Source organism: Citrobacter sp. MGH110 (assembly GCF_001037515.1).
Taxonomy (GTDB): domain Bacteria; phylum Pseudomonadota; class Gammaproteobacteria; order Enterobacterales; family Enterobacteriaceae; genus Citrobacter; species Citrobacter portucalensis.
This window is the reverse complement of sequence record NZ_KQ089831.1, coordinates 281,725-299,970: the sequence shown is the minus strand read 5'-3', so window position 1 is coordinate 299,970 and position 18,246 is coordinate 281,725. Positions and strand designations below refer to the sequence as shown.

Sequence of the window (18,246 nt, the reverse complement as noted above, 5' to 3'; positions counted from 1 at the left end):
GTAAAACAATTTCATTTGCTCCTAAATGCCCGAATTCCGGTAGCTTAAGCACTTTTTGATATTTGCTTTTCCGGATCGTTATTCCTTTGAGGAACTACTCATTCCAATTCGTAATTTCATTCGCCCCCTTGCCCTCCCTATAGTCAGGTTATCTGAGCATCGTTAGCAAAATAACGGCATTACATAGGAACGGTTATGGATCAAAAACGACTTACCCACCTGCGGCAACTGGAAGCGGAAAGCATCCATATCATTCGTGAGGTGGCCGCCGAGTTTTCTAATCCGGTGATGATGTATTCCATCGGCAAAGATTCCAGCGTAATGCTGCATCTGGCGCGTAAAGCGTTTTATCCGGGCACGCTGCCGTTCCCATTGCTGCACGTTGATACCGGCTGGAAATTCAGCGAAATGTACGAGTTTCGTGACCGCACGGCGAAAGCCTACGGCTGCGAACTGCTGGTGCATAAAAACCCGGAAGGGGTGGCGATGGGCATCAACCCGTTTGTCCACGGTAGCGCCAAGCATACCGACATTATGAAAACTGAAGGGCTGAAGCAGGCACTGAATAAATACGGTTTCGATGCCGCGTTTGGCGGTGCTCGTCGTGACGAAGAGAAATCGCGTGCCAAAGAGCGTATTTACTCTTTCCGCGATCGTTTTCATCGCTGGGATCCTAAAAATCAGCGCCCGGAGCTGTGGCACAACTACAACGGGCAGATTAACAAAGGCGAAAGTATTCGCGTCTTCCCGCTCTCTAACTGGACTGAACAGGATATCTGGCAGTACATCTGGCTGGAAAATATCGATATCGTGCCGCTGTATCTGGCGGCGGAGCGTCCGGTGCTGGAACGCGACGGCATGCTGATGATGATTGATGACGACAGAATCGATCTGCAACCTGGTGAAGTGATTAAAAAACGCATGGTGCGTTTCCGTACGCTCGGTTGCTGGCCGCTGACAGGCGCGGTGGAGTCGAATGCGCAGACGCTGCCGGAAATCATCGAAGAGATGCTGGTTTCAACCACCAGTGAACGTCAGGGCCGCGTGATTGACCGCGACCAGGCGGGCTCCATGGAGCTGAAGAAACGTCAGGGGTATTTCTAAGGAGCCGCCATGAATACGACACTTGCACAACAAATTGCTAATGAAGGCGGCGTTGAAGCCTGGATGGTTGCCCAGCAACACAAAAGTCTGCTGCGCTTTTTAACCTGCGGTAGCGTGGATGATGGGAAAAGTACCCTGATTGGCCGCCTGCTGCACGACACGCTTCAGATTTATGAAGACCAGCTTTCATTGCTGCACAATGACAGTAAACGTCACGGCACTCAGGGCGAAAAGCTTGATCTGGCGTTATTGGTTGACGGCTTGCAGGCCGAGCGCGAGCAGGGCATCACCATCGACGTGGCGTATCGTTATTTCTCTACCGAGAAGCGTAAATTTATTATTGCGGACACTCCCGGGCATGAGCAGTACACCCGTAACATGGCGACCGGCGCGTCGACCTGCGACCTGGCGATCCTATTGATCGATGCGCGTAAAGGCGTGCTGGATCAGACTCGTCGTCATAGCTTTATCTCCACGCTGCTTGGGATCAAACACCTGGTAGTGGCGATCAACAAAATGGATCTGGTGGACTTTAGCGAAGAGACATTTAACCGCATTCGCGAAGACTATCTTACTTTTGCTGAACAACTGCCGGGCAACCTGGATATCCGGTTTGTGCCGCTCTCTGCGCTGGAAGGCGATAACGTGGCTTCGCAAAGCGCCAGTATGCCGTGGTACAGCGGTCCGACGCTGCTGGAAGTGCTGGAAACCGTTGAGATCCAGCGCATTGTTGATACTCAGCCGATGCGCTTCCCGGTGCAGTATGTGAACCGACCGAATCTGGATTTCCGTGGTTATGCCGGAACGCTGGCCTCCGGTAGCGTGAAGGTCGGACAGCGCGTCAAAGTGCTGCCGTCCGGCGTTGAGTCAAGCGTGGCGCGGATCGTAACCTTTGATGGCGATTTACAGGAAGCGCATGCGGGTGAAGCGATCACCCTGGTGCTGAAAGATGAGATCGATATTAGCCGGGGCGACCTGTTACTTGATGCCGGTGAAACGCTGCCGACAGTACAAAGCGCAGCTGTTGATGTGGTGTGGATGGCGGAACAACCGTTGTCGCCAGGGCTGAGCTACGACATAAAAGTCGCGGGCAAGAAGACCCGCGCACGCGTAGATAGCGTGCAGAATCAGGTCGATATTAATAACCTGACCCAACGTGACGTTGAAGCGCTACCGCTGAACGGTATCGGTCTGGTTAATCTGACTTTTGATGAGCCGCTGGTGCTGGATACCTATCAGCAGAATCCGGTTACGGGCGGGCTGATTATCATTGATCGCCTGACCAACGTTACCGTTGGCGCGGGACTGGTGCGTGAGCCAATCGTCCAGGAGCTTGCCACAGCTTCTCAGTTCAGCGCGTTTGAGCTGGAGCTTAATGCGCTGGTGCGTCGCCACTTCCCACACTGGGGTGCGCGCGATCTGCTGGGAGGAAAATAATGGCGCTGCATGACGAAAACGTCGTCTGGCATGCCCATCCTGTTACACCGCAACAGCGGGAACAACGCCACGGTCATCGTGGTGTTGTGCTGTGGTTTACCGGGCTGTCAGGTTCCGGTAAATCCACGGTAGCAGGGGCGCTGGAAGAGGCGCTGCATAAGCTAGGGGTGAGCACCTATCTGCTGGATGGCGATAACGTGCGTCACGGTCTGTGCAGCGATCTTGGGTTTAGCGATGCCGATCGCAAGGAGAATATTCGTCGGGTTGGTGAAGTGGCTAACCTGATGGTAGACGCCGGCCTGGTGGTGTTGACTGCGTTTATCTCCCCGCATCGCGCCGAGCGAAAAATGGTTCGCGAGCGCGTGGGCCAAGGGCGTTTTATTGAGGTTTTTGTCGATACGCCATTAGCAACGTGTGAAGCACGCGATCCAAAAGGGCTGTATAAAAAAGCGCGATCGGGGGAATTGCGCAATTTCACCGGAATTGACTCGGTTTACGAAGCGCCTGAATCGCCAGAGATTCATCTTGATGGTGAACAATTGGTAACAAATTTGGTTCCTCAATTATTAGACCTGCTGAGGCAGGAAGATATTATCAGATCCTGAGACACCCGAGCTTACACGCCCGGTCAGTCACGGTCACAGGATTAGATATGCGTAACAGCCATAACATTACTATTACAGAGTCAGATACCTTCGCTGCCGACGACGAAACTACCTGGTCACTCCCAGGAGCCGTGGTTGGTTTTGTCGCGTGGTTGCTGGCGCTGGGATTCCCGTGTCTGATGTATGGCCCTAACACACTGTTTTTCTTCCTTTATACATGGCCCTTTTTCCTCGCATTGTTGCCCGTGGCGATTGTCGCGGGTATTGCCCTGCATTCGCTATTGAAGGGGAGATTGCTGCTGAGTATTGCCTGTACCCTGCTGGTGGTTGGCGCAATGTTTGGCGCACTGTTCCTGTGGCTACTGGGTTAGGCATACGTCCTTTCACGCGATCGTCGCTGTTGTTCACTGTCTGGCCATAATTCAAACCGTAACCAACAATGAGATTATGTTCTCCTTACATGGGGTATACGTAACAACGGGCAAATGTGGTACATTTGCCCGCGTTGTCGCGGCATTCCCGTCCGTTGATGTAAAGTTGTCAGCGGAGTTTATGGGATGTTGATGCCGTTTTTCAGGGGGCAGGATGGGTAAACTTACGTTGCTGTTGCTGGCTTTATTAGTCTGGCTACAGTATTCGCTGTGGTTCGGTAAGAACGGCATACATGACTATAGTCGCGTCAACGATGATGTTGCGGCGCAGCAAGCTACAAACGCGAAACTGAAAGCGCGTAACGATCAGCTTTTTGCCGAAATTGACGATCTCAATGGCGGGCAAGAGGCTATCGAAGAGCGCGCGCGTAACGAACTCAGTATGACTAAGCCAGGCGAAACCTTTTATCGTCTGGTGCCTGACGCGTCTAAACGCGCTCAGACTGCAGGGCAAAACAATCGATAAACCGTCCAGGGATTTAACATGGCAGCCACTTTAATGGACGTTTGCGCCGTGGTGCCGGCTGCCGGGTTTGGCCGCCGAATGCAAACAGAGTGTCCTAAGCAGTACCTCTCTATTGGCAATAAAACCATTCTCGAACACTCGGTTGATGCGCTGCTGGCTCATCCCCGGGTGACGCGAGTCGTCATCGCTATTAGCCCAGGCGACAGTCGCTTTGCCCAACTTCCACTCGCAGCGCACCCGCAAATTACCGTGGTGGATGGTGGCAACGAGCGTGCCGATTCTGTCCTTGCCGGTTTGCAAGCCGCAGGTGAGGCCGGTTGGGTACTGGTGCATGATGCCGCGCGTCCGTGTCTGCATCAGGAAGATTTATCTCGTTTGCTGGCAATAAGTGAAACCAGCCGCATCGGCGGGATCCTTGCTGCGCCGGTGCGCGACACGATGAAACGCGCGGAGCCGGGCCGAACAGACATCGCCCATACGGTCGATCGCACCGATTTATGGCATGCGTTGACGCCGCAGTTTTTCCCTCGCGAGCTGTTGCATGACTGTCTGACCCGTGCGCTAAACGAAGGTGCAACCATTACGGACGAAGCCTCGGCGCTGGAATATTGCGGTTTTCATCCGCTGCTGGTCGAAGGACGCGCTGACAACATCAAAGTCACCCGCCCGGAAGACCTGGCGCTGGCGGAATTTTATCTGACCCGAACTATCTAGATACATCATTCTTCAGGCTGCCTGGAGGATGTTGTGTATATCAGGAGAAGGCATAATGCGAATTGGACACGGTTTCGACGTACACGCTTTTGGCGGAGTTGGCCCAATTATCATTGGTGGTGTGCGCATCCCGTATGAAAAAGGATTGCTGGCGCATTCTGATGGCGACGTGGCGTTACACGCGTTAACCGATGCTCTGCTGGGCGCGGCTGCGCTGGGGGATATCGGTAAACTCTTCCCGGACACCGACCCGGCCTTTAAAGGTGCAGATAGTCGTGAATTATTGCGTGAAGCCTGGCGGCGTATTCAGTCCAAAGGCTATACGCTTGGTAATGTGGATGTGACGATTATTGCTCAGGCGCCGAAGATGCTGCCGCACATTCCGCAAATGCGCGTGTTTATTGCCGAAGATCTCGGCTGCCATATGGATGATGTTAACGTGAAAGCGACCACCACGGAAAAACTCGGTTTTACCGGGCGTGGGGAAGGGATTGCCTGTGAAGCGGTGGCGTTACTCATTAAGGCAACGAAATGACTGCGTTTGAAGATCTGACGTATCTCCATGGCAAACCACAAGGCCATGGCGTTCTGAAAGCGAATCCGGAAGACTTTGTCGTCGTCGAAGATTTAGGCTTCGAACCGGATGGCGAAGGCGAGCACATTTTGGTGCGTATCCTGAAAAACGGCTGTAATACCCGTTTTGTGGCTGACGCGCTGGCGAAGTTCCTGAAAATTCACGCCCGTGAAGTGAGCTTTGCTGGCCAGAAAGACAAGCATGCAGTCACGGAACAGTGGCTGTGCGCGCGCGTGCCGGGCAATGCAATGCCTGATTTAAGCAAATTTGAACTCGAAGGCTGTAAAGTGCTGGAGTACGCGCGCCACAAGCGTAAGCTGCGTTTAGGGGCGCTGAGAGGTAACGAATTTACGCTGGTGCTGCGTGAAGTGAGCCAGCGAAATGACGTTGAAGCGCGTTTGCAGGCGATTAGCGAGCGCGGCGTACCGAACTATTTTGGCGCTCAGCGTTTTGGTATTGGCGGCAGCAACCTGCAAGGGGCGCTGCGCTGGGCGCAAAGCGATGCGCCGGTGCGCGATCGCAATAAGCGCAGTTTTTGGTTGTCGGCGGCCCGTAGCGCGTTGTTTAATCAGATAGTCAGTGAACGCTTGAAAAAAACAGACTTTAATCAAGTTGTTGACGGCGATGCGCTACAATTGTCGGGACGCGGAAGTTGGTTTGTCGCCACGCAGGAAGAACAGACCGAATTACAGCGTCGCGTCGATGATAAAGAATTGATGATTACAGCGGCATTACCGGGCAGCGGTGAGTGGGGAACTCAGCGCGACGCGCTGGCGTTTGAAGAAGCCGCTATTGCTGATGAAACCGCGCTGCAGTCGCTGTTGTTGCGCGAGAAAGTCGACGCATCGCGTCGTGCTATGTTGCTGTATCCACAACAATTAAGCTGGAACTGGTGGGATGACGTAACCGTTGAGTTACGTTTCTGGCTACCGGCAGGTAGCTTCGCCACCAGTGTTGTAAGGGAACTTATTAACACAATGGGTGATTATGCGTATATTGCTGAGTAACGATGATGGGGTCCACGCACCCGGTATACAAACGCTGGCGAAAGCGCTGCGTGAGTTTGCTGACGTACAGGTGGTTGCCCCGGATCGTAACCGCAGTGGCGCGTCTAACTCGCTGACGCTGGAATCCTCACTTCGCACGTTTACCTATGATAATGGCGATATCGCCGTACAAATGGGTACACCCACCGACTGCGTCTATCTGGGCGTGAACGCATTAATGCGTCCGCGTCCGGACATTGTCGTGTCTGGTATTAACGCAGGTCCTAATCTGGGCGATGATGTTATCTATTCCGGTACCGTTGCGGCGGCGATGGAAGGTCGTCACCTGGGCTTTCCTGCGCTGGCGGTCTCACTTGATGGGCATAAACACTACGATACTGCTGCCGCAGTAACTTGCCGTATCTTACGGGCGCTGAGTCGCGAACCGCTGCGCACCGGGCGAATTTTGAATATCAACGTGCCGGATTTACCGCTGGATCAGATTAAAGGTATCCGCGTCACCCGCTGCGGTAGCCGCCATCCTGCGGATCAGGTGATCCCACAGCAGGACCCGCGCGGTAATACGCTGTACTGGATCGGGCCGCCGGGCGAAAAGTGCGACGCCGGACCGGATACAGATTTTGCCGCCGTCGATGAAGGCTATGTTTCCATTACGCCGCTGCATGTCGATTTAACCGCATATGGCGCGCATGAAGTTGTTTCTGACTGGTTAGACAGCGTGGGAGCCGACACGCAATGGTAAGCAGACGCGTACACACTCTTCTTGAACAATTACGTGCGCAGGGCATCAGAGATGAGCTTGTTCTCGATGCACTTGCCGCCGTGCCGCGTGAAAAATTCATTGATGAGGCGTTTGAACATAAGGCCTGGGACAATATTGCTCTGCCGATTGGTCAGGGGCAGACGATTTCGCAGCCCTATATGGTTGCGCGGATGACCGAGCTGCTTGAGTTAACGCCGCAGTCCCGGGTGCTGGAAATTGGTACCGGCTCTGGCTACCAAACGGCGATTCTGGCACACCTGGTGCACCATGTGTGCTCTGTTGAGCGCATTAAAGGTTTGCAGTGGCAGGCGCGTCGTCGACTTAAACAGCTTGATTTACATAATGTTTCTACCCGTCATGGTGATGGATGGCAGGGCTGGCAAGCGCGAGCCCCGTTTGACGCTATCATTGTTACGGCAGCGCCGCCTGAGATCCCAACCGCATTGATGATGCAGTTGGATGAAGGCGGTATTCTCGTCTTACCCGTGGGCGACGAGCATCAGTTTCTGAAACGGGTGCGTCGTCGGGGAGGCGAATTTATTATCGATACCGTGGAGGCCGTACGTTTCGTTCCCTTAGTAAAAGGGGAGCTTGCGTAGATACAGGCTCTGAATACCTGGAGTTTTCCTGGATATTCTGGAATTAGTAAGCGTATCGTGGTCACGTTTCCAGTGCCCAGTCCGATGCCTTGCACGGTGATTACGTCACTGGTTTTAACCAAATTTTCCTGGGGGATAAATGAGCGCGGGAAGCCACAAATTTACCGTCCGCCGCATTGCGGCATTGTCACTGGTTTCATTATGGCTGGCAGGTTGTTCAAATACCTCGAATCCACCTGCACCGGTCAGTTCCGTTGATGGCGGTGCATCAACGAACACCAATTCCGGCATGCTGATTACGCCTCCACCAAAAATGGGCTCGACGTCGACAGTACAGCAAACGCCACAGATCCAGCCGGTGCAGCGTCCGACCACACAGTCAACACAGATCCAGCCTGTTGCGGAACAGCCTGTGCAGATGGAAAACGGTCGTATTGTGTACAACCGTAAGTATGGGAACATTCCGAAAGGTAGCTATACGGGCGGCAGTACCTATACTGTTAAGAAAGGCGATACCCTTTTCTATATCGCCTGGATTACCGGGAACGATTTCCGTGATCTCGCACAACGCAATAACGTTCCGGCCCCGTATGGCCTGAATGTCGGTCAAACTCTGCAAGTGGGCAACGCGTCGGGTACACCGATTACTGGTGGGAATGCCATCACCCAGGCGGATGCAGCACAGCAAGGAGTTGTGACCAACCCTGCACAAAATTCCACCGTTGCTGTTGCTTCGAAACCAACAATTACGTATTCTGAGGATTCAGGTGAACAAAGTGCTAATAAAATGTTGCCGAACAACAAGCCTGCTGGGACCGTTGTCACAGCGCCTGTAACGGCTCCAGCAGTTAGCGCAACCGAATCAACTGCAAGCTCAACGTCAACCAGCTCGCCAATCTCTACCTGGCGCTGGCCGACTGACGGCAAAGTAATCGAAAACTTCGCGGCTACTGAAGGTGGCAATAAAGGGATCGATATTGCAGGCAGTAAAGGACAGGCTATTGTCGCGACCGCAGATGGACGCGTCGTATATGCCGGTAACGCACTGCGCGGTTACGGTAATCTTATTATCATCAAACACAACGATGATTACCTGAGTGCCTACGCCCATAACGATACAATGCTGGTCCGGGAACAACAAGAAATCAAGGCGGGGCAGAAAATAGCTACCATGGGTAGCACCGGAACCAGTTCAACACGCTTGCATTTTGAAATTCGTTACAAGGGGAAATCCGTAAACCCGCTGCGCTATTTACCGCAGCGATAATTCGGCGGAACCAGGCTTTCACGTGCTAGTTCCGTTAGGGATCACGGGTAGGAGCCACCTTTATGAGTCAGAATACGCTGAAAGTTCATGATTTAAATGAAGATGCGGAATTTGATGAGAACGGAGTAGAGGCTTTTGATGAAAAAGCCTTGAGTGAAGAGGAACCCAGTGATAACGACCTGGCTGAAGAAGAGCTGTTATCGCAGGGGGCCACACAGCGTGTGTTGGACGCGACTCAGCTTTACCTTGGTGAGATTGGTTATTCACCACTGTTAACAGCCGAAGAAGAAGTTTATTTTGCGCGTCGCGCACTGCGTGGGGATGTCGCTTCTCGCCGTCGCATGATTGAAAGTAACCTGCGTCTGGTGGTGAAAATTGCTCGTCGTTATGGCAATCGTGGTCTGGCATTGCTGGACCTGATTGAAGAGGGCAATCTGGGACTAATCCGTGCAGTCGAGAAGTTTGACCCGGAACGCGGGTTCCGCTTCTCAACATACGCAACCTGGTGGATCCGCCAGACGATCGAACGGGCGATTATGAACCAAACCCGTACGATCCGACTGCCGATCCACATTGTAAAAGAGCTGAACGTCTATCTGCGTACCGCGCGTGAGTTGTCGCATAAACTGGACCACGAACCGAGCGCAGAAGAGATTGCTGAACAACTGGATAAACCGGTTGATGACGTCAGCCGTATGCTCCGACTCAACGAGCGTATTACCTCGGTAGACACCCCGCTGGGTGGCGATTCCGAAAAAGCGTTGCTGGATATTCTGGCCGATGAAAAGGAAAACGGCCCGGAAGACACCACGCAAGACGATGATATGAAACAGAGCATCGTCAAATGGCTGTTCGAACTGAACGCCAAACAGCGTGAAGTGCTGGCACGTCGTTTTGGTCTGCTGGGGTACGAAGCTGCGACACTGGAAGATGTGGGCCGTGAAATTGGTCTCACCCGTGAACGTGTTCGCCAGATTCAGGTTGAAGGTCTGCGTCGTCTGCGTGAAATCCTGCAGACTCAGGGACTGAATATCGAAGCGCTATTCCGCGAGTAAGCACAAGTTCTATCAAGAAAGGCCAGTCTCATTGGGACTGGCCTTTTTCTATGTTTGTTGCCTGATGGCACTGCGTTTATCAGGCCTACGGGGAGCAGGACTTTGTAGGCCGGATAAGACATTTATGTCGCCATCCGGCAGATTAGTTCATCATCTTACGCACCAGACGTGTGAACTGCTCGCGTTCTTCTTCGCTAAGTCTGCCCAGAAACTCATCATCCACGCTATCGCCTAACGGAGTTGCGCTGGCCAGTAATGCTTCTCCTTGCGCGGTCAAATAAACAAACCGTCGACGCTTATCTGCCGGGTCATGTTCACGCCTGACCAGCTCCCGTTTTTCCATTCGGCTCAGCATTTCCGCAAGGGTTGCTTTGGTACAGACTGCGGCTTCGGTCAGGTCAACCTGCTCAATACCGGGACGTTCAGCAATGGCGCGCATCACCGCATACTGTGGTTTGGTCAGGTCCGGTAATTCATGTTGCCAGCGGGACGTATGCTGCTGGAAGAGCTGACGTAAAAGGTGAAATGCTTTATTTCGTAACGGCATGAGCGCTCCGGAATTCCTGTCAGTCTCTATCATAGCGGGTTACGCATCTTTTTTTAACAATTGCGGCTTTAGCGATCTGTGCTCGATGACCTTGCCCGAAATGTTATGTGAGAGTATTTTAACCTAAATGTTCGTACACGAACAAAAATTGAGAGACTAAATGAGACTGATTGTCGGAATGACCGGGGCAACCGGCGCGCCCCTTGGTGTGTCGCTATTGCAGGCGCTGCGAGAAATGCCCGAGGTGGAAACCCATCTGGTGCTGTCAAAGTGGGCCAAAACCACTATTGAACTGGAAACGCCGTACAGCGTCCGTGATGTGTCTGCGTTGGCCGATTTTTGCCACAACCCGGCGGACCAGTCGGCAACCATCTCCTCTGGATCGTTTCGCACTGACGGCATGATCATTATCCCCTGCAGTATGAAAACCCTGGCCGGTATTCGTGCAGGCTACGCGGAAGGGCTGGTGGGGCGCGCTGCTGATGTGGTGCTGAAAGAAGGGCGCAAGCTGGTTCTGGTTCCGCGTGAAATGCCGCTTAGCACGATTCATCTGGAAAACATGCTCGCACTTTCCCGCATGGGCGTGGCGATGGTCCCGCCGATGCCCGCATATTACAACCACCCGCAAACGGTCGATGACATTACGCAGCATATCGTTGCGCGTGTGCTCGATCAGTTTGGTCTGGAACACCCCAACGCCCGTCGCTGGCAGGGTTTACGGCAGGCGCAGAATTTTTCACAGGAGAATGAATAATGGCATTTGATGATTTGCGCAGCTTTTTACAGGCGCTGGACGACCAGGGGCAATTGCTGAAAATCAGTGAAGAAGTTAACGCCGAGCCGGATCTGGCTGCGGCAGCCAATGCGACCGGGCGCATTGGTGACGGTGCGCCAGCGCTGTGGTTTGACAATATTCGTGGTTTTACCGATGCCCGCGTGGCGATGAACACTATTGGTTCGTGGCAGAATCACGCCATCTCTTTAGGCCTGCCGCCAAATACCCCTGTGAAAAAACAGATTGATGAGTTTATTCGCCGTTGGGATAAATTTCCGGTTACGCCGGAGCGTCGCGCCAATCCGGCGTGGGCTGAAAACTGTGTTGATGGTGATGAGATCAACCTGTTTGATATTCTGCCGCTGTTTCGCCTGAACGATGGCGACGGCGGTTTCTATCTTGATAAAGCCTGCGTGGTGTCGCGCGATCCGCTGGATCCGGACAACTTTGGCAAACAGAACGTCGGCATTTATCGTATGGAGGTGAAGGGCAAACGCAAGCTTGGCCTGCAGCCGGTGCCGATGCACGATATCGCGCTGCACCTGCATAAAGCCGAAGAGCGCGGTGAAGATCTGCCGATTGCCATCACGCTGGGTAACGATCCGATTATCACCCTGATGGGGGCCACGCCGCTGAAGTACGATCAGTCGGAATACGAAATGGCGGGAGCGCTGCGTGAAAGTCCGTATCCGATCGCTACCGCGCCGCTCACCGGCTTTGACGTGCCATGGGGTTCGGAAGTGATCCTCGAAGGGGTAATTGAAAGCCGTAAGCGTGAAATCGAAGGGCCGTTTGGCGAGTTTACCGGGCACTATTCCGGTGGACGTAATATGACGGTCGTGCGTATCGATAAAGTCTCTTATCGCACCAAACCTATTTTTGAATCGCTGTATCTGGGGATGCCGTGGACGGAGATTGACTACCTGATGGGGCCGGCAACCTGCGTACCGCTTTATCAACAGTTGAAAGCCGAATTCCCGGAAGTGCAGGCGGTGAATGCCATGTATACCCACGGTTTGCTGGCGATTATCTCCACCAAAAAACGCTACGGTGGCTTTGCCCGCGCGGTGGGGCTGCGCGCAATGACGACGCCGCATGGCCTGGGTTACGTGAAAATGGTGATTATGGTTGATGAGGATGTTGATCCGTTCAACCTGCCGCAGGTGATGTGGGCGCTGTCTTCGAAGGTCAATCCGGCGGGCGATCTGGTGCAATTGCCGAATATGTCGGTGCTGGAGCTTGATCCGGGTTCCAGTCCGGCGGGGATTACCGACAAGTTAATTATTGATGCGACCACGCCGGTTGCGCCGGATAACCGTGGGCACTACAGCCAGCCGGTATGCGATTTACCGGAAACGAAAGCCTGGGCAGAAAAACTGACCGCCATGCTGGCCAACCGTAAATAAGGAGTAGCAGATGATTTGTCCACGTTGTGCCGATGAACATATTGAAGTGATGGCAAACTCGCCGGTAAAAGGTGTCTGGACGGTATATCAGTGCCAGCATTGTCTATACACCTGGCGTGATACTGAGCCGCTACGCCGTACCAGCCGCGAGCACTACCCGCAAGCGTTTCGCATGACGCAGAAGGATATTGATGACGCACCGATGGTGCCGAGTATTCCACCGCTGCTGGCAGAAGATAAGCGCTAATCAACACGCCGGGTGCGGCTTCCTTACCCGGCCTACATATAGCGATATTTTGAAGGCCCGATAAGCGTATCACTATCGGGCATTACGGCGTTACACCAGACTCTTCAACCGGTAGATCCACTCCAGCGCCTGGCGAGGCGTTAGCGAATCCGGGTCGAGATTTTCCAGTGCTTCAACGGCGGGCGACGTTTCTTCCGGAGCTGACAGGAGCGACATCTGTGTGCCGTCGACCTGAGTTGCAGCAACATTCGGCGCGATGCTTTCCAGTTCGCGCAGTTTTTGCCGCGCGCGTTTAATAACCTCTTTTGGTACACCTGCCAGGGCAGCTACCGCCAGACCATAGCTCTTGCTCGCCGCACCATCCTGTACGCTGTGCATGAAGGCGATGGTATCGCCGTGCTCTAACGCATCAAGATGCACATTTGCTACGCCTTCCATTTTCTCCGGTAACTGAGTCAGTTCGAAGTAGTGGGTGGCAAACAACGTTAATGCTTTGATTTTATTGGCCAGATTTTCAGCGCACGCCCACGCCAGCGACAGGCCGTCGTAGGTGGAGGTGCCGCGTCCAATCTCATCCATCAGCACCAGGCTGTTCTCGGTGGCGTTATGCAGAATGTTGGCGGTTTCGGTCATTTCTACCATGAAGGTAGAACGACCGGAGGCCAGATCATCCGCCGCGCCCACGCGGGTAAAGATGCGGTCGATAGGCCCGATCTCCACTTTCTGCGCCGGAACGTAGCTGCCGATGTAGGCCAGCAGCGCAATTAACGCAGTCTGGCGCATATAGGTACTTTTACCCCCCATGTTCGGGCCGGTGATAATCAGCATCCGTCGCTGAGGCGAGAGGTTAAGTGGGTTGGCGATAAACGGCTCGGTCAGCACCTGTTCAACTACCGGATGACGTCCCTCGGTAATACGAATACCAGGCTTGTCGGTGAAGGTCGGGCAGGTGTAATTCAGGGTATAAGCGCGTTCCGCAAGGTTGACCAGTACGTCCAGTTCTGCCAGCGCGCTGGCGCTTTGTTGCAAATCAGCCAGGTGCGGCAGCAGCATATCGAACAGCTCATCGTACAGCTGTTTTTCCAGCGCCAGCGCTTTACCTTTTGATGTCAGAACTTTGTCTTCGTACTCTTTCAGCTCCGGAATAATGTAGCGTTCGGCGTTTTTCAGCGTCTGGCGACGCACATAGTTAATCGGCGCCAGATGACTTTGCCCGCGACTGATCTGAATGTAGTAGCCGTGAACGGCGTTAAACCCAACCTTCAGCGTATCAAGGCCGGTGCGCTCGCGCTCACGGATTTCCAGTCTGTCCAGATAGTCAGTTGCGCCATCAGCTAGCGCTCGCCACTCGTCCAGTTCTTCGTTATAGCCTGGGGCGATGACGCCACCGTCGCGAACCAGCACAGGTGGAGCTTCCACTACGGCACGTTCCAGCAGTTCACGCAGCTCAGCAAACTCACCCATTTTCTCGCGCAGCATCTGTACGGGGGCACTGTCTACGCTTTCCAGTTGTGCGCGCAGTTCCGGTAATTGCTGGAATGCATGACGCATACGGGCCAGATCGCGCGGACGCGCGGTACGCAGGGCCAGACGTGCCAGGATACGTTCAAGATCGCCGACCTGACGCAGCACGGGTTGCAATTCACCGGTGGAATCCTGTAGCGCGCCGATGGTCTGTTGGCGTTCAGTGAGGACTCTGGTGTCGCGGACCGGCATATGCAGCCAGCGCTTGAGCATACGGCTGCCCATCGGCGTCACGGTGCAGTCGAGTACTGAAGCCAGCGTGTTTTCAACGCCGCCCGCCAGGTTCTGGGTAATTTCCAGATTGCGGCGCGTGGCGGCATCCATAATGATGCTGTCCTGCTGACGTTCCATGGTGATGGAACGAATATGCGGCAGCGAGGTACGCTGGGTATCTTTTACGTATTGCAGCAGGCAGCCGGCCGCGCATAATCCACGCGGGGCGTTTTCTACGCCAAAGCCAATCAGATCCCGCGTGCCAAACTGCAGGTTTAGCTGCTGGCGAGCGGTATCGATTTCAAATTCCCATAGTGGACGACGACGTAATCCGCGACGTCCCTCAATCAGTGAGGTTTCAGCGAAATCTTCGGCATACAACAGTTCAGCGGGATTAGTGCGCTGCAATTCTGCGGCCATGGTCTCGCGGTCGGCGGGTTCGCTAACACGAAAACGCCCGGAGCTGATATCCAGCGTGGCGTAACCATAACCTTTACTGTCCTGCCAGATAGCGGCCAGCAGGTTGTCCTGGCGTTCCTGTAACAGCGCTTCATCACTGATGGTGCCTGGCGTGACGATACGGACCACTTTGCGCTCGACCGGACCTTTGCTGGTCGCCGGATCGCCAATCTGTTCACAAATAGCGACTGATTCACCCTGGTTGACCAGCTTGGCGAGGTAGTTTTCTACCGCATGGTGAGGAATGCCCGCCATCGGGATTGGCTCGCCCGCAGACGCGCCGCGTTTGGTCAGGGAGATATCAAGCAACTGAGACGCACGTTTCGCATCGTCATAAAACAGTTCGTAAAAGTCGCCCATGCGGTAAAACAACAGTATCTCCGGGTGCTGGGCTTTCAGCTTGAGATACTGCTGCATCATTGGGGTGTGGTTCGTGAAGTCCGTATCAAGTGACTCTTTCATATCGCTTTTGCTCTTTTTTTAATCTTTTTGGGGACCTGGGCAGTCTCACGTGAGCCCCTGGAAACTCACATAAACCCACAAATTTGTCATTCGAAAGCCGCCTGATGGGCAGTAACGACGAGCGTTGGCTCGACCTGAATGGTCTATCTTATCACCGACAACGACCGAGATTCATCCGTAGGTTTTATCGCCAGGGTGCTGATGGATTATTGATTTTCCGGCAAAGCATAATTCTGGCAGTACAGATAGGGGATCCCCTCTTTGGTAATCAGGTATGTCTCGCTGTTCAGCGCAAAAAAATCGACGTTGGATACGCTGGTGTTGGTCAGGAAAAAATCGGGGAGGAGTTCCTGAATAAGGCTGGCGGGAGCTGTTTCGCGATTGGAAATTTGGATTTTCTGTGAAATCCAAACCGGGCTTGAGCCGTAGCTGGATTGTGTAAAAAGTACCATGCGTTGCACGGTTTGCTCATTATTTTCGGCATCTTTGATAATACCATCAATATTCACAATACCTTTACTGCCCCCGGTTTTAATATCAATAATCCCTCGGAACGAGCTTGTATTGCGTACAATTTCGATGGCAGAGCGGCAGGTGAGATCATGTAACTCGCCATTGTTCTTACTGTACCGATAGACGACAGTAAGAATAAGCGCAGCAAAACAAAGCAGCAGGATAATACCTGTCTGGATGCGGGACGTTCGGGGATATAAGTTCATTAGCTATCATACCGTGGGTAATATACCGACTGACAGGCATTTTCTTGCCTGGCTTTTATCGGTGAGCGACACACCAGCACGGACAGTTTCTTAGACTCAGGATAGGTCGTGATATAGATAAATTTATGGCTCTGACACAGTCCTGGGTTTTTGTCGATAAACGCGGTATGCCGGGAGAAATTACTGGCATCGTTATTGAAATAATACTGACAGCCAGTGGGTGCTTTATCCGCAGTGATATAGCCGGAGAAATAATCATCGCTGGCTTGCCACGGATATAATATAAGCACACAAATTATCAGGGTAAGTGCCAACATTATCGTTTCTGCTGTCGTTATCAAAGGTTGACGCAGTGTGTCAGCCAAAAATTCCTCAATGGTGGCATCTGGCGCTAAGGATTCTTCAGCAGAAGCAGAGTTCTCCTCCGGTGTTTCAATGACCTGAATATCAAACTCTTCTTGAATGATCAGCCCTTTGCGGGGGATCGTTGTGATCAGCGGTTGTTCAAGCTCCAGCTGCAGTAAGCTTTTACGCAACGAGAGAATGCTTTGATAAAAGGCGTTGAAACTCACCTGCCGGTGATTTTTACCCCAACCGAATTCCAGCAATTCGTTTTGAGAAACCACTTGCCCGCGATGTTGAATAAGTAATAAAAGACATAACGACGCTGAGTGTTTGAGTTTTATCCGCTGATTGGGGTGATCTACCCGCGCCAGACATTGTGTGGCTGGCGTAAATATTATTCTATTTTCAATCAGATAACTGACATTGCCAGTCTCAGACATATTGTCTCTACTCTTGATGATGCGTCTGGTGGTTGTTTAGTCATGATACCACTGAGCCTATAAAGACCACCAGCATGGACCTGATTCCACAGCGAGAACCGCGAAGTGTTGCAAATTGGTATCATAATATAACAAGAATGAAAACTTTTTAATGAAAATAAAATCCATTAAAATCAATTGATTGTATCTTTTTGGCTACTCTGCAAAGAACAGAAAGATGAAAAAATGTCGACAAAGATGATTGCCATTAATTCTTTATGGACAGCGCCATATACTGCATGGCACCACCACGCGAAAACAGCATGAACCTTAACGCGTCAATGGCACCAGGGAATGCCGGTGGTAGATGTAGATGGGAATAAATGTCAGCTTGTTTGCGAGCTGACATTTATTTTTAGTGCCGAGTAAATTTAACCATCTTTTTGACTAAGCCATAATTTGCGGTAGAGAGTCCCATGTTCCAGAAAGAAATTGAAAATGCTGTAGTGCTCGTTGGCGATGAAATGAAGAAGTCGGATAATGCCTGGCTGTCGTTACGTAAAAAACGTCAGCGTATTGATTTGAAGACCGATGGACAAATCTTATTTCTGGAGAAAGGGACTGTCTCTGTTTATCGTGTGGAAAACGATTTAGTCACCGTGAGTATTTCTGCACCTGCTATTCTCGGCCTGCCACAAATGCGTACGGAAGTGGCTGGTCACTATTTACGTTGTGATACCGATTGTGAAATGTGGGCGATGAGCGTACAAAATGCCGATCACCTGTTTACGACCAAAAACTTATGGAAGCAGGCGTTTGATATCTTAACGCATCATCTTCAACGTTATTTTCAGCGTGAGGCGTTGCAGTCGCACCGCACTATACGTGAGCAGATTATTGAACACGTGAAATATATCTGGTCGATGGAACCAGAGGTTCGCGAGAAAACATCCGTGTATACTTTTATTTTGACCCGTAACCATATTTCACGTAGTGCCATCCATAAGGTGTTACAGGAGCTGGTTAATGACGGGAAAATCACCCTGAATCGTGGAAAGCTCTCTTTTTGCACGCCGTTATAAATTCATGCGCTCCCCGGCAAAATGTA

General features: G+C 52.5%; 20 protein-coding genes. 16 read left to right on the top strand and 4 right to left on the bottom strand.

Features of this window, described 5'->3' with window-relative positions:
• Positions 1-195 precede the first annotated feature (195 nt).
• From cysD to rpoS, 12 genes are all read left to right on the top strand, one after another.
• Positions 196-1,104: a sulfate adenylyltransferase subunit CysD gene (gene cysD, locus SK38_RS17550; protein ID WP_003034152.1), complete on the top strand. Its 909-nt coding sequence runs from the start codon at positions 196-198 to the stop codon at positions 1,102-1,104.
• A 9-nt stretch (positions 1,105-1,113) separates the two neighbouring features.
• Complete coding sequence (cysN, locus tag SK38_RS17545; protein ID WP_048236674.1) at positions 1,114-2,541, top strand: sulfate adenylyltransferase subunit CysN; 1,428 nt, start codon at positions 1,114-1,116, stop codon at positions 2,539-2,541.
• Positions 2,541-3,146: an adenylyl-sulfate kinase gene (cysC, locus tag SK38_RS17540; RefSeq protein WP_048236672.1), complete on the top strand. Its 606-nt coding sequence runs from the start codon at positions 2,541-2,543 to the stop codon at positions 3,144-3,146. The genes cysN and cysC overlap by 1 nt, the downstream gene beginning before the upstream one ends.
• Positions 3,147-3,193: 47 nt before the next feature.
• On the top strand, positions 3,194-3,517 hold the full coding sequence (locus SK38_RS17535; RefSeq protein WP_020996298.1) for a DUF3561 family protein: 324 nt from the start codon (positions 3,194-3,196) through the stop codon (positions 3,515-3,517).
• 214 nt (positions 3,518-3,731) lie between these two features.
• A complete protein-coding gene (gene ftsB / locus SK38_RS17530; protein WP_003034163.1) occupies positions 3,732-4,043 on the top strand; it encodes a cell division protein FtsB in 312 nt (103 codons plus the stop codon).
• Between the two features lie 18 nt (positions 4,044-4,061).
• On the top strand, positions 4,062-4,757 hold the full coding sequence (gene ispD / locus SK38_RS17525) for a 2-C-methyl-D-erythritol 4-phosphate cytidylyltransferase (RefSeq protein ID WP_048236671.1): 696 nt from the start codon (positions 4,062-4,064) through the stop codon (positions 4,755-4,757).
• Positions 4,758-4,812: 55 nt separating this feature from the next.
• Positions 4,813-5,292 (top strand): 2-C-methyl-D-erythritol 2,4-cyclodiphosphate synthase, encoded by a 480-nt coding sequence (ispF, locus tag SK38_RS17520; protein WP_048236669.1) that lies wholly within the window; start codon positions 4,813-4,815, stop codon positions 5,290-5,292.
• The gene (truD, locus tag SK38_RS17515; protein WP_048236668.1) at positions 5,289-6,338 is read left to right on the top strand and encodes a tRNA pseudouridine(13) synthase TruD; all 1,050 of its coding nucleotides are present in this window, start codon (positions 5,289-5,291) and stop codon (positions 6,336-6,338) included. Before ispF ends, truD begins: the two co-directional genes overlap by 4 nt.
• Positions 6,319-7,080 carry a 5'/3'-nucleotidase SurE gene (surE, locus tag SK38_RS17510; protein WP_003825728.1) on the top strand — a complete coding sequence of 254 codons (762 nt, stop codon included), beginning with the start codon at positions 6,319-6,321 and terminating at the stop codon, positions 7,078-7,080. Before truD ends, surE begins: the two co-directional genes overlap by 20 nt.
• Complete coding sequence (locus SK38_RS17505) at positions 7,074-7,700, top strand: protein-L-isoaspartate(D-aspartate) O-methyltransferase (protein ID WP_003034172.1); 627 nt, start codon at positions 7,074-7,076, stop codon at positions 7,698-7,700. Before surE ends, SK38_RS17505 begins: the two co-directional genes overlap by 7 nt.
• 184 nt (positions 7,701-7,884) lie before the next feature.
• The gene (nlpD, locus tag SK38_RS17500) at positions 7,885-8,967 is read left to right on the top strand and encodes a murein hydrolase activator NlpD (RefSeq protein ID WP_223849051.1); all 1,083 of its coding nucleotides are present in this window, start codon (positions 7,885-7,887) and stop codon (positions 8,965-8,967) included.
• Positions 8,968-9,029: 62 nt separating this feature from the next.
• Entirely contained in the window at positions 9,030-10,022 is a 993-nt protein-coding gene (gene rpoS, locus SK38_RS17495) for an RNA polymerase sigma factor RpoS (protein ID WP_000081498.1), read from the top strand.
• 142 nt (positions 10,023-10,164) lie between these two features.
• On the opposite strand, the gene SK38_RS17490 is transcribed toward rpoS, so the two are convergent.
• The gene (locus SK38_RS17490) at positions 10,165-10,569 is read right to left on the bottom strand and encodes a MarR family winged helix-turn-helix transcriptional regulator (protein ID WP_032944816.1); all 405 of its coding nucleotides are present in this window, start codon (positions 10,567-10,569) and stop codon (positions 10,165-10,167) included.
• Positions 10,570-10,729: 160 nt separating this feature from the next.
• Between SK38_RS17490 and SK38_RS17485 the strand changes: the two genes are divergently transcribed.
• The 3 genes from SK38_RS17485 to SK38_RS17475 are packed head-to-tail and all read left to right on the top strand — an operon-like array spanning position 10,730 to position 12,997.
• A complete protein-coding gene (locus tag SK38_RS17485; RefSeq protein ID WP_048236666.1) occupies positions 10,730-11,323 on the top strand; it encodes a non-oxidative hydroxyarylic acid decarboxylases subunit B in 594 nt (197 codons plus the stop codon).
• Positions 11,323-12,750 (top strand): non-oxidative hydroxyarylic acid decarboxylases subunit C, encoded by a 1,428-nt coding sequence (locus tag SK38_RS17480; protein WP_003825816.1) that lies wholly within the window; start codon positions 11,323-11,325, stop codon positions 12,748-12,750. The genes SK38_RS17485 and SK38_RS17480 overlap by 1 nt, the downstream gene beginning before the upstream one ends.
• Before the next feature lie 10 nt (positions 12,751-12,760).
• Positions 12,761-12,997, top strand: a complete 237-nt coding sequence (locus SK38_RS17475) for a non-oxidative hydroxyarylic acid decarboxylases subunit D (protein WP_032944812.1) — start codon at positions 12,761-12,763, stop codon at positions 12,995-12,997.
• 90 nt (positions 12,998-13,087) lie between these two features.
• Here SK38_RS17475 and mutS read toward each other — a convergent pair whose 3' ends face one another.
• The 3 genes from mutS to SK38_RS17460 form a co-directional block, all read right to left on the bottom strand.
• Entirely contained in the window at positions 13,088-15,655 is a 2,568-nt protein-coding gene (gene mutS, locus SK38_RS17470) for a DNA mismatch repair protein MutS (RefSeq protein WP_048236664.1), read from the bottom strand.
• A 206-nt stretch (positions 15,656-15,861) separates the two neighbouring features.
• Positions 15,862-16,374: a hypothetical protein gene (locus SK38_RS17465; RefSeq protein ID WP_032944798.1), complete on the bottom strand. Its 513-nt coding sequence runs from the start codon at positions 16,372-16,374 to the stop codon at positions 15,862-15,864.
• Positions 16,374-17,159: a winged helix-turn-helix domain-containing protein gene (locus SK38_RS17460; protein WP_048236662.1), complete on the bottom strand. Its 786-nt coding sequence runs from the start codon at positions 17,157-17,159 to the stop codon at positions 16,374-16,376. The genes SK38_RS17465 and SK38_RS17460 overlap by 1 nt, the downstream gene beginning before the upstream one ends.
• Before the next feature lie 455 nt (positions 17,160-17,614).
• On the opposite strand from SK38_RS17460, the gene SK38_RS17455 reads away from it, so the two are divergent.
• Positions 17,615-18,220, top strand: a complete 606-nt coding sequence (locus SK38_RS17455) for a helix-turn-helix domain-containing protein (protein WP_008785664.1) — start codon at positions 17,615-17,617, stop codon at positions 18,218-18,220.
• Positions 18,221-18,246 lie beyond the last annotated feature (26 nt).

Bases quoted from the DNA above. Each gene is read 5' to 3' on its own strand.
- ispD (WP_048236671.1), top strand. From the start codon at position 4,062: ATGGCAGCCACTTTAATGGACGTTTGCGCCGTGGTGCCGGCTGCCGGG.
- SK38_RS17485 (WP_048236666.1), top strand. From the start codon at position 10,730: ATGAGACTGATTGTCGGAATGACCGGGGCAACCGGCGCGCCCCTTGGT.
- mutS (WP_048236664.1), bottom strand. From the start codon at position 15,655: ATGAAAGAGTCACTTGATACGGACTTCACGAACCACACCCCAATGATG.
- SK38_RS17505 (WP_003034172.1), top strand. From the start codon at position 7,074: ATGGTAAGCAGACGCGTACACACTCTTCTTGAACAATTACGTGCGCAG.
- cysN (WP_048236674.1), top strand. From the start codon at position 1,114: ATGAATACGACACTTGCACAACAAATTGCTAATGAAGGCGGCGTTGAA.
- SK38_RS17535 (WP_020996298.1), top strand. From the start codon at position 3,194: ATGCGTAACAGCCATAACATTACTATTACAGAGTCAGATACCTTCGCT.
- cysC (WP_048236672.1), top strand. From the start codon at position 2,541: ATGGCGCTGCATGACGAAAACGTCGTCTGGCATGCCCATCCTGTTACA.
- SK38_RS17490 (WP_032944816.1), bottom strand. From the start codon at position 10,569: ATGCCGTTACGAAATAAAGCATTTCACCTTTTACGTCAGCTCTTCCAG.
- ispF (WP_048236669.1), top strand. From the start codon at position 4,813: ATGCGAATTGGACACGGTTTCGACGTACACGCTTTTGGCGGAGTTGGC.
- SK38_RS17475 (WP_032944812.1), top strand. From the start codon at position 12,761: ATGATTTGTCCACGTTGTGCCGATGAACATATTGAAGTGATGGCAAAC.
- ftsB (WP_003034163.1), top strand. From the start codon at position 3,732: ATGGGTAAACTTACGTTGCTGTTGCTGGCTTTATTAGTCTGGCTACAG.
- SK38_RS17460 (WP_048236662.1), bottom strand. From the start codon at position 17,159: ATGTCTGAGACTGGCAATGTCAGTTATCTGATTGAAAATAGAATAATA.
- SK38_RS17455 (WP_008785664.1), top strand. From the start codon at position 17,615: ATGTTCCAGAAAGAAATTGAAAATGCTGTAGTGCTCGTTGGCGATGAA.
- surE (WP_003825728.1), top strand. From the start codon at position 6,319: ATGCGTATATTGCTGAGTAACGATGATGGGGTCCACGCACCCGGTATA.
- SK38_RS17465 (WP_032944798.1), bottom strand. From the start codon at position 16,374: ATGAACTTATATCCCCGAACGTCCCGCATCCAGACAGGTATTATCCTG.
- truD (WP_048236668.1), top strand. From the start codon at position 5,289: ATGACTGCGTTTGAAGATCTGACGTATCTCCATGGCAAACCACAAGGC.
- cysD (WP_003034152.1), top strand. From the start codon at position 196: ATGGATCAAAAACGACTTACCCACCTGCGGCAACTGGAAGCGGAAAGC.
- rpoS (WP_000081498.1), top strand. From the start codon at position 9,030: ATGAGTCAGAATACGCTGAAAGTTCATGATTTAAATGAAGATGCGGAA.
- SK38_RS17480 (WP_003825816.1), top strand. From the start codon at position 11,323: ATGGCATTTGATGATTTGCGCAGCTTTTTACAGGCGCTGGACGACCAG.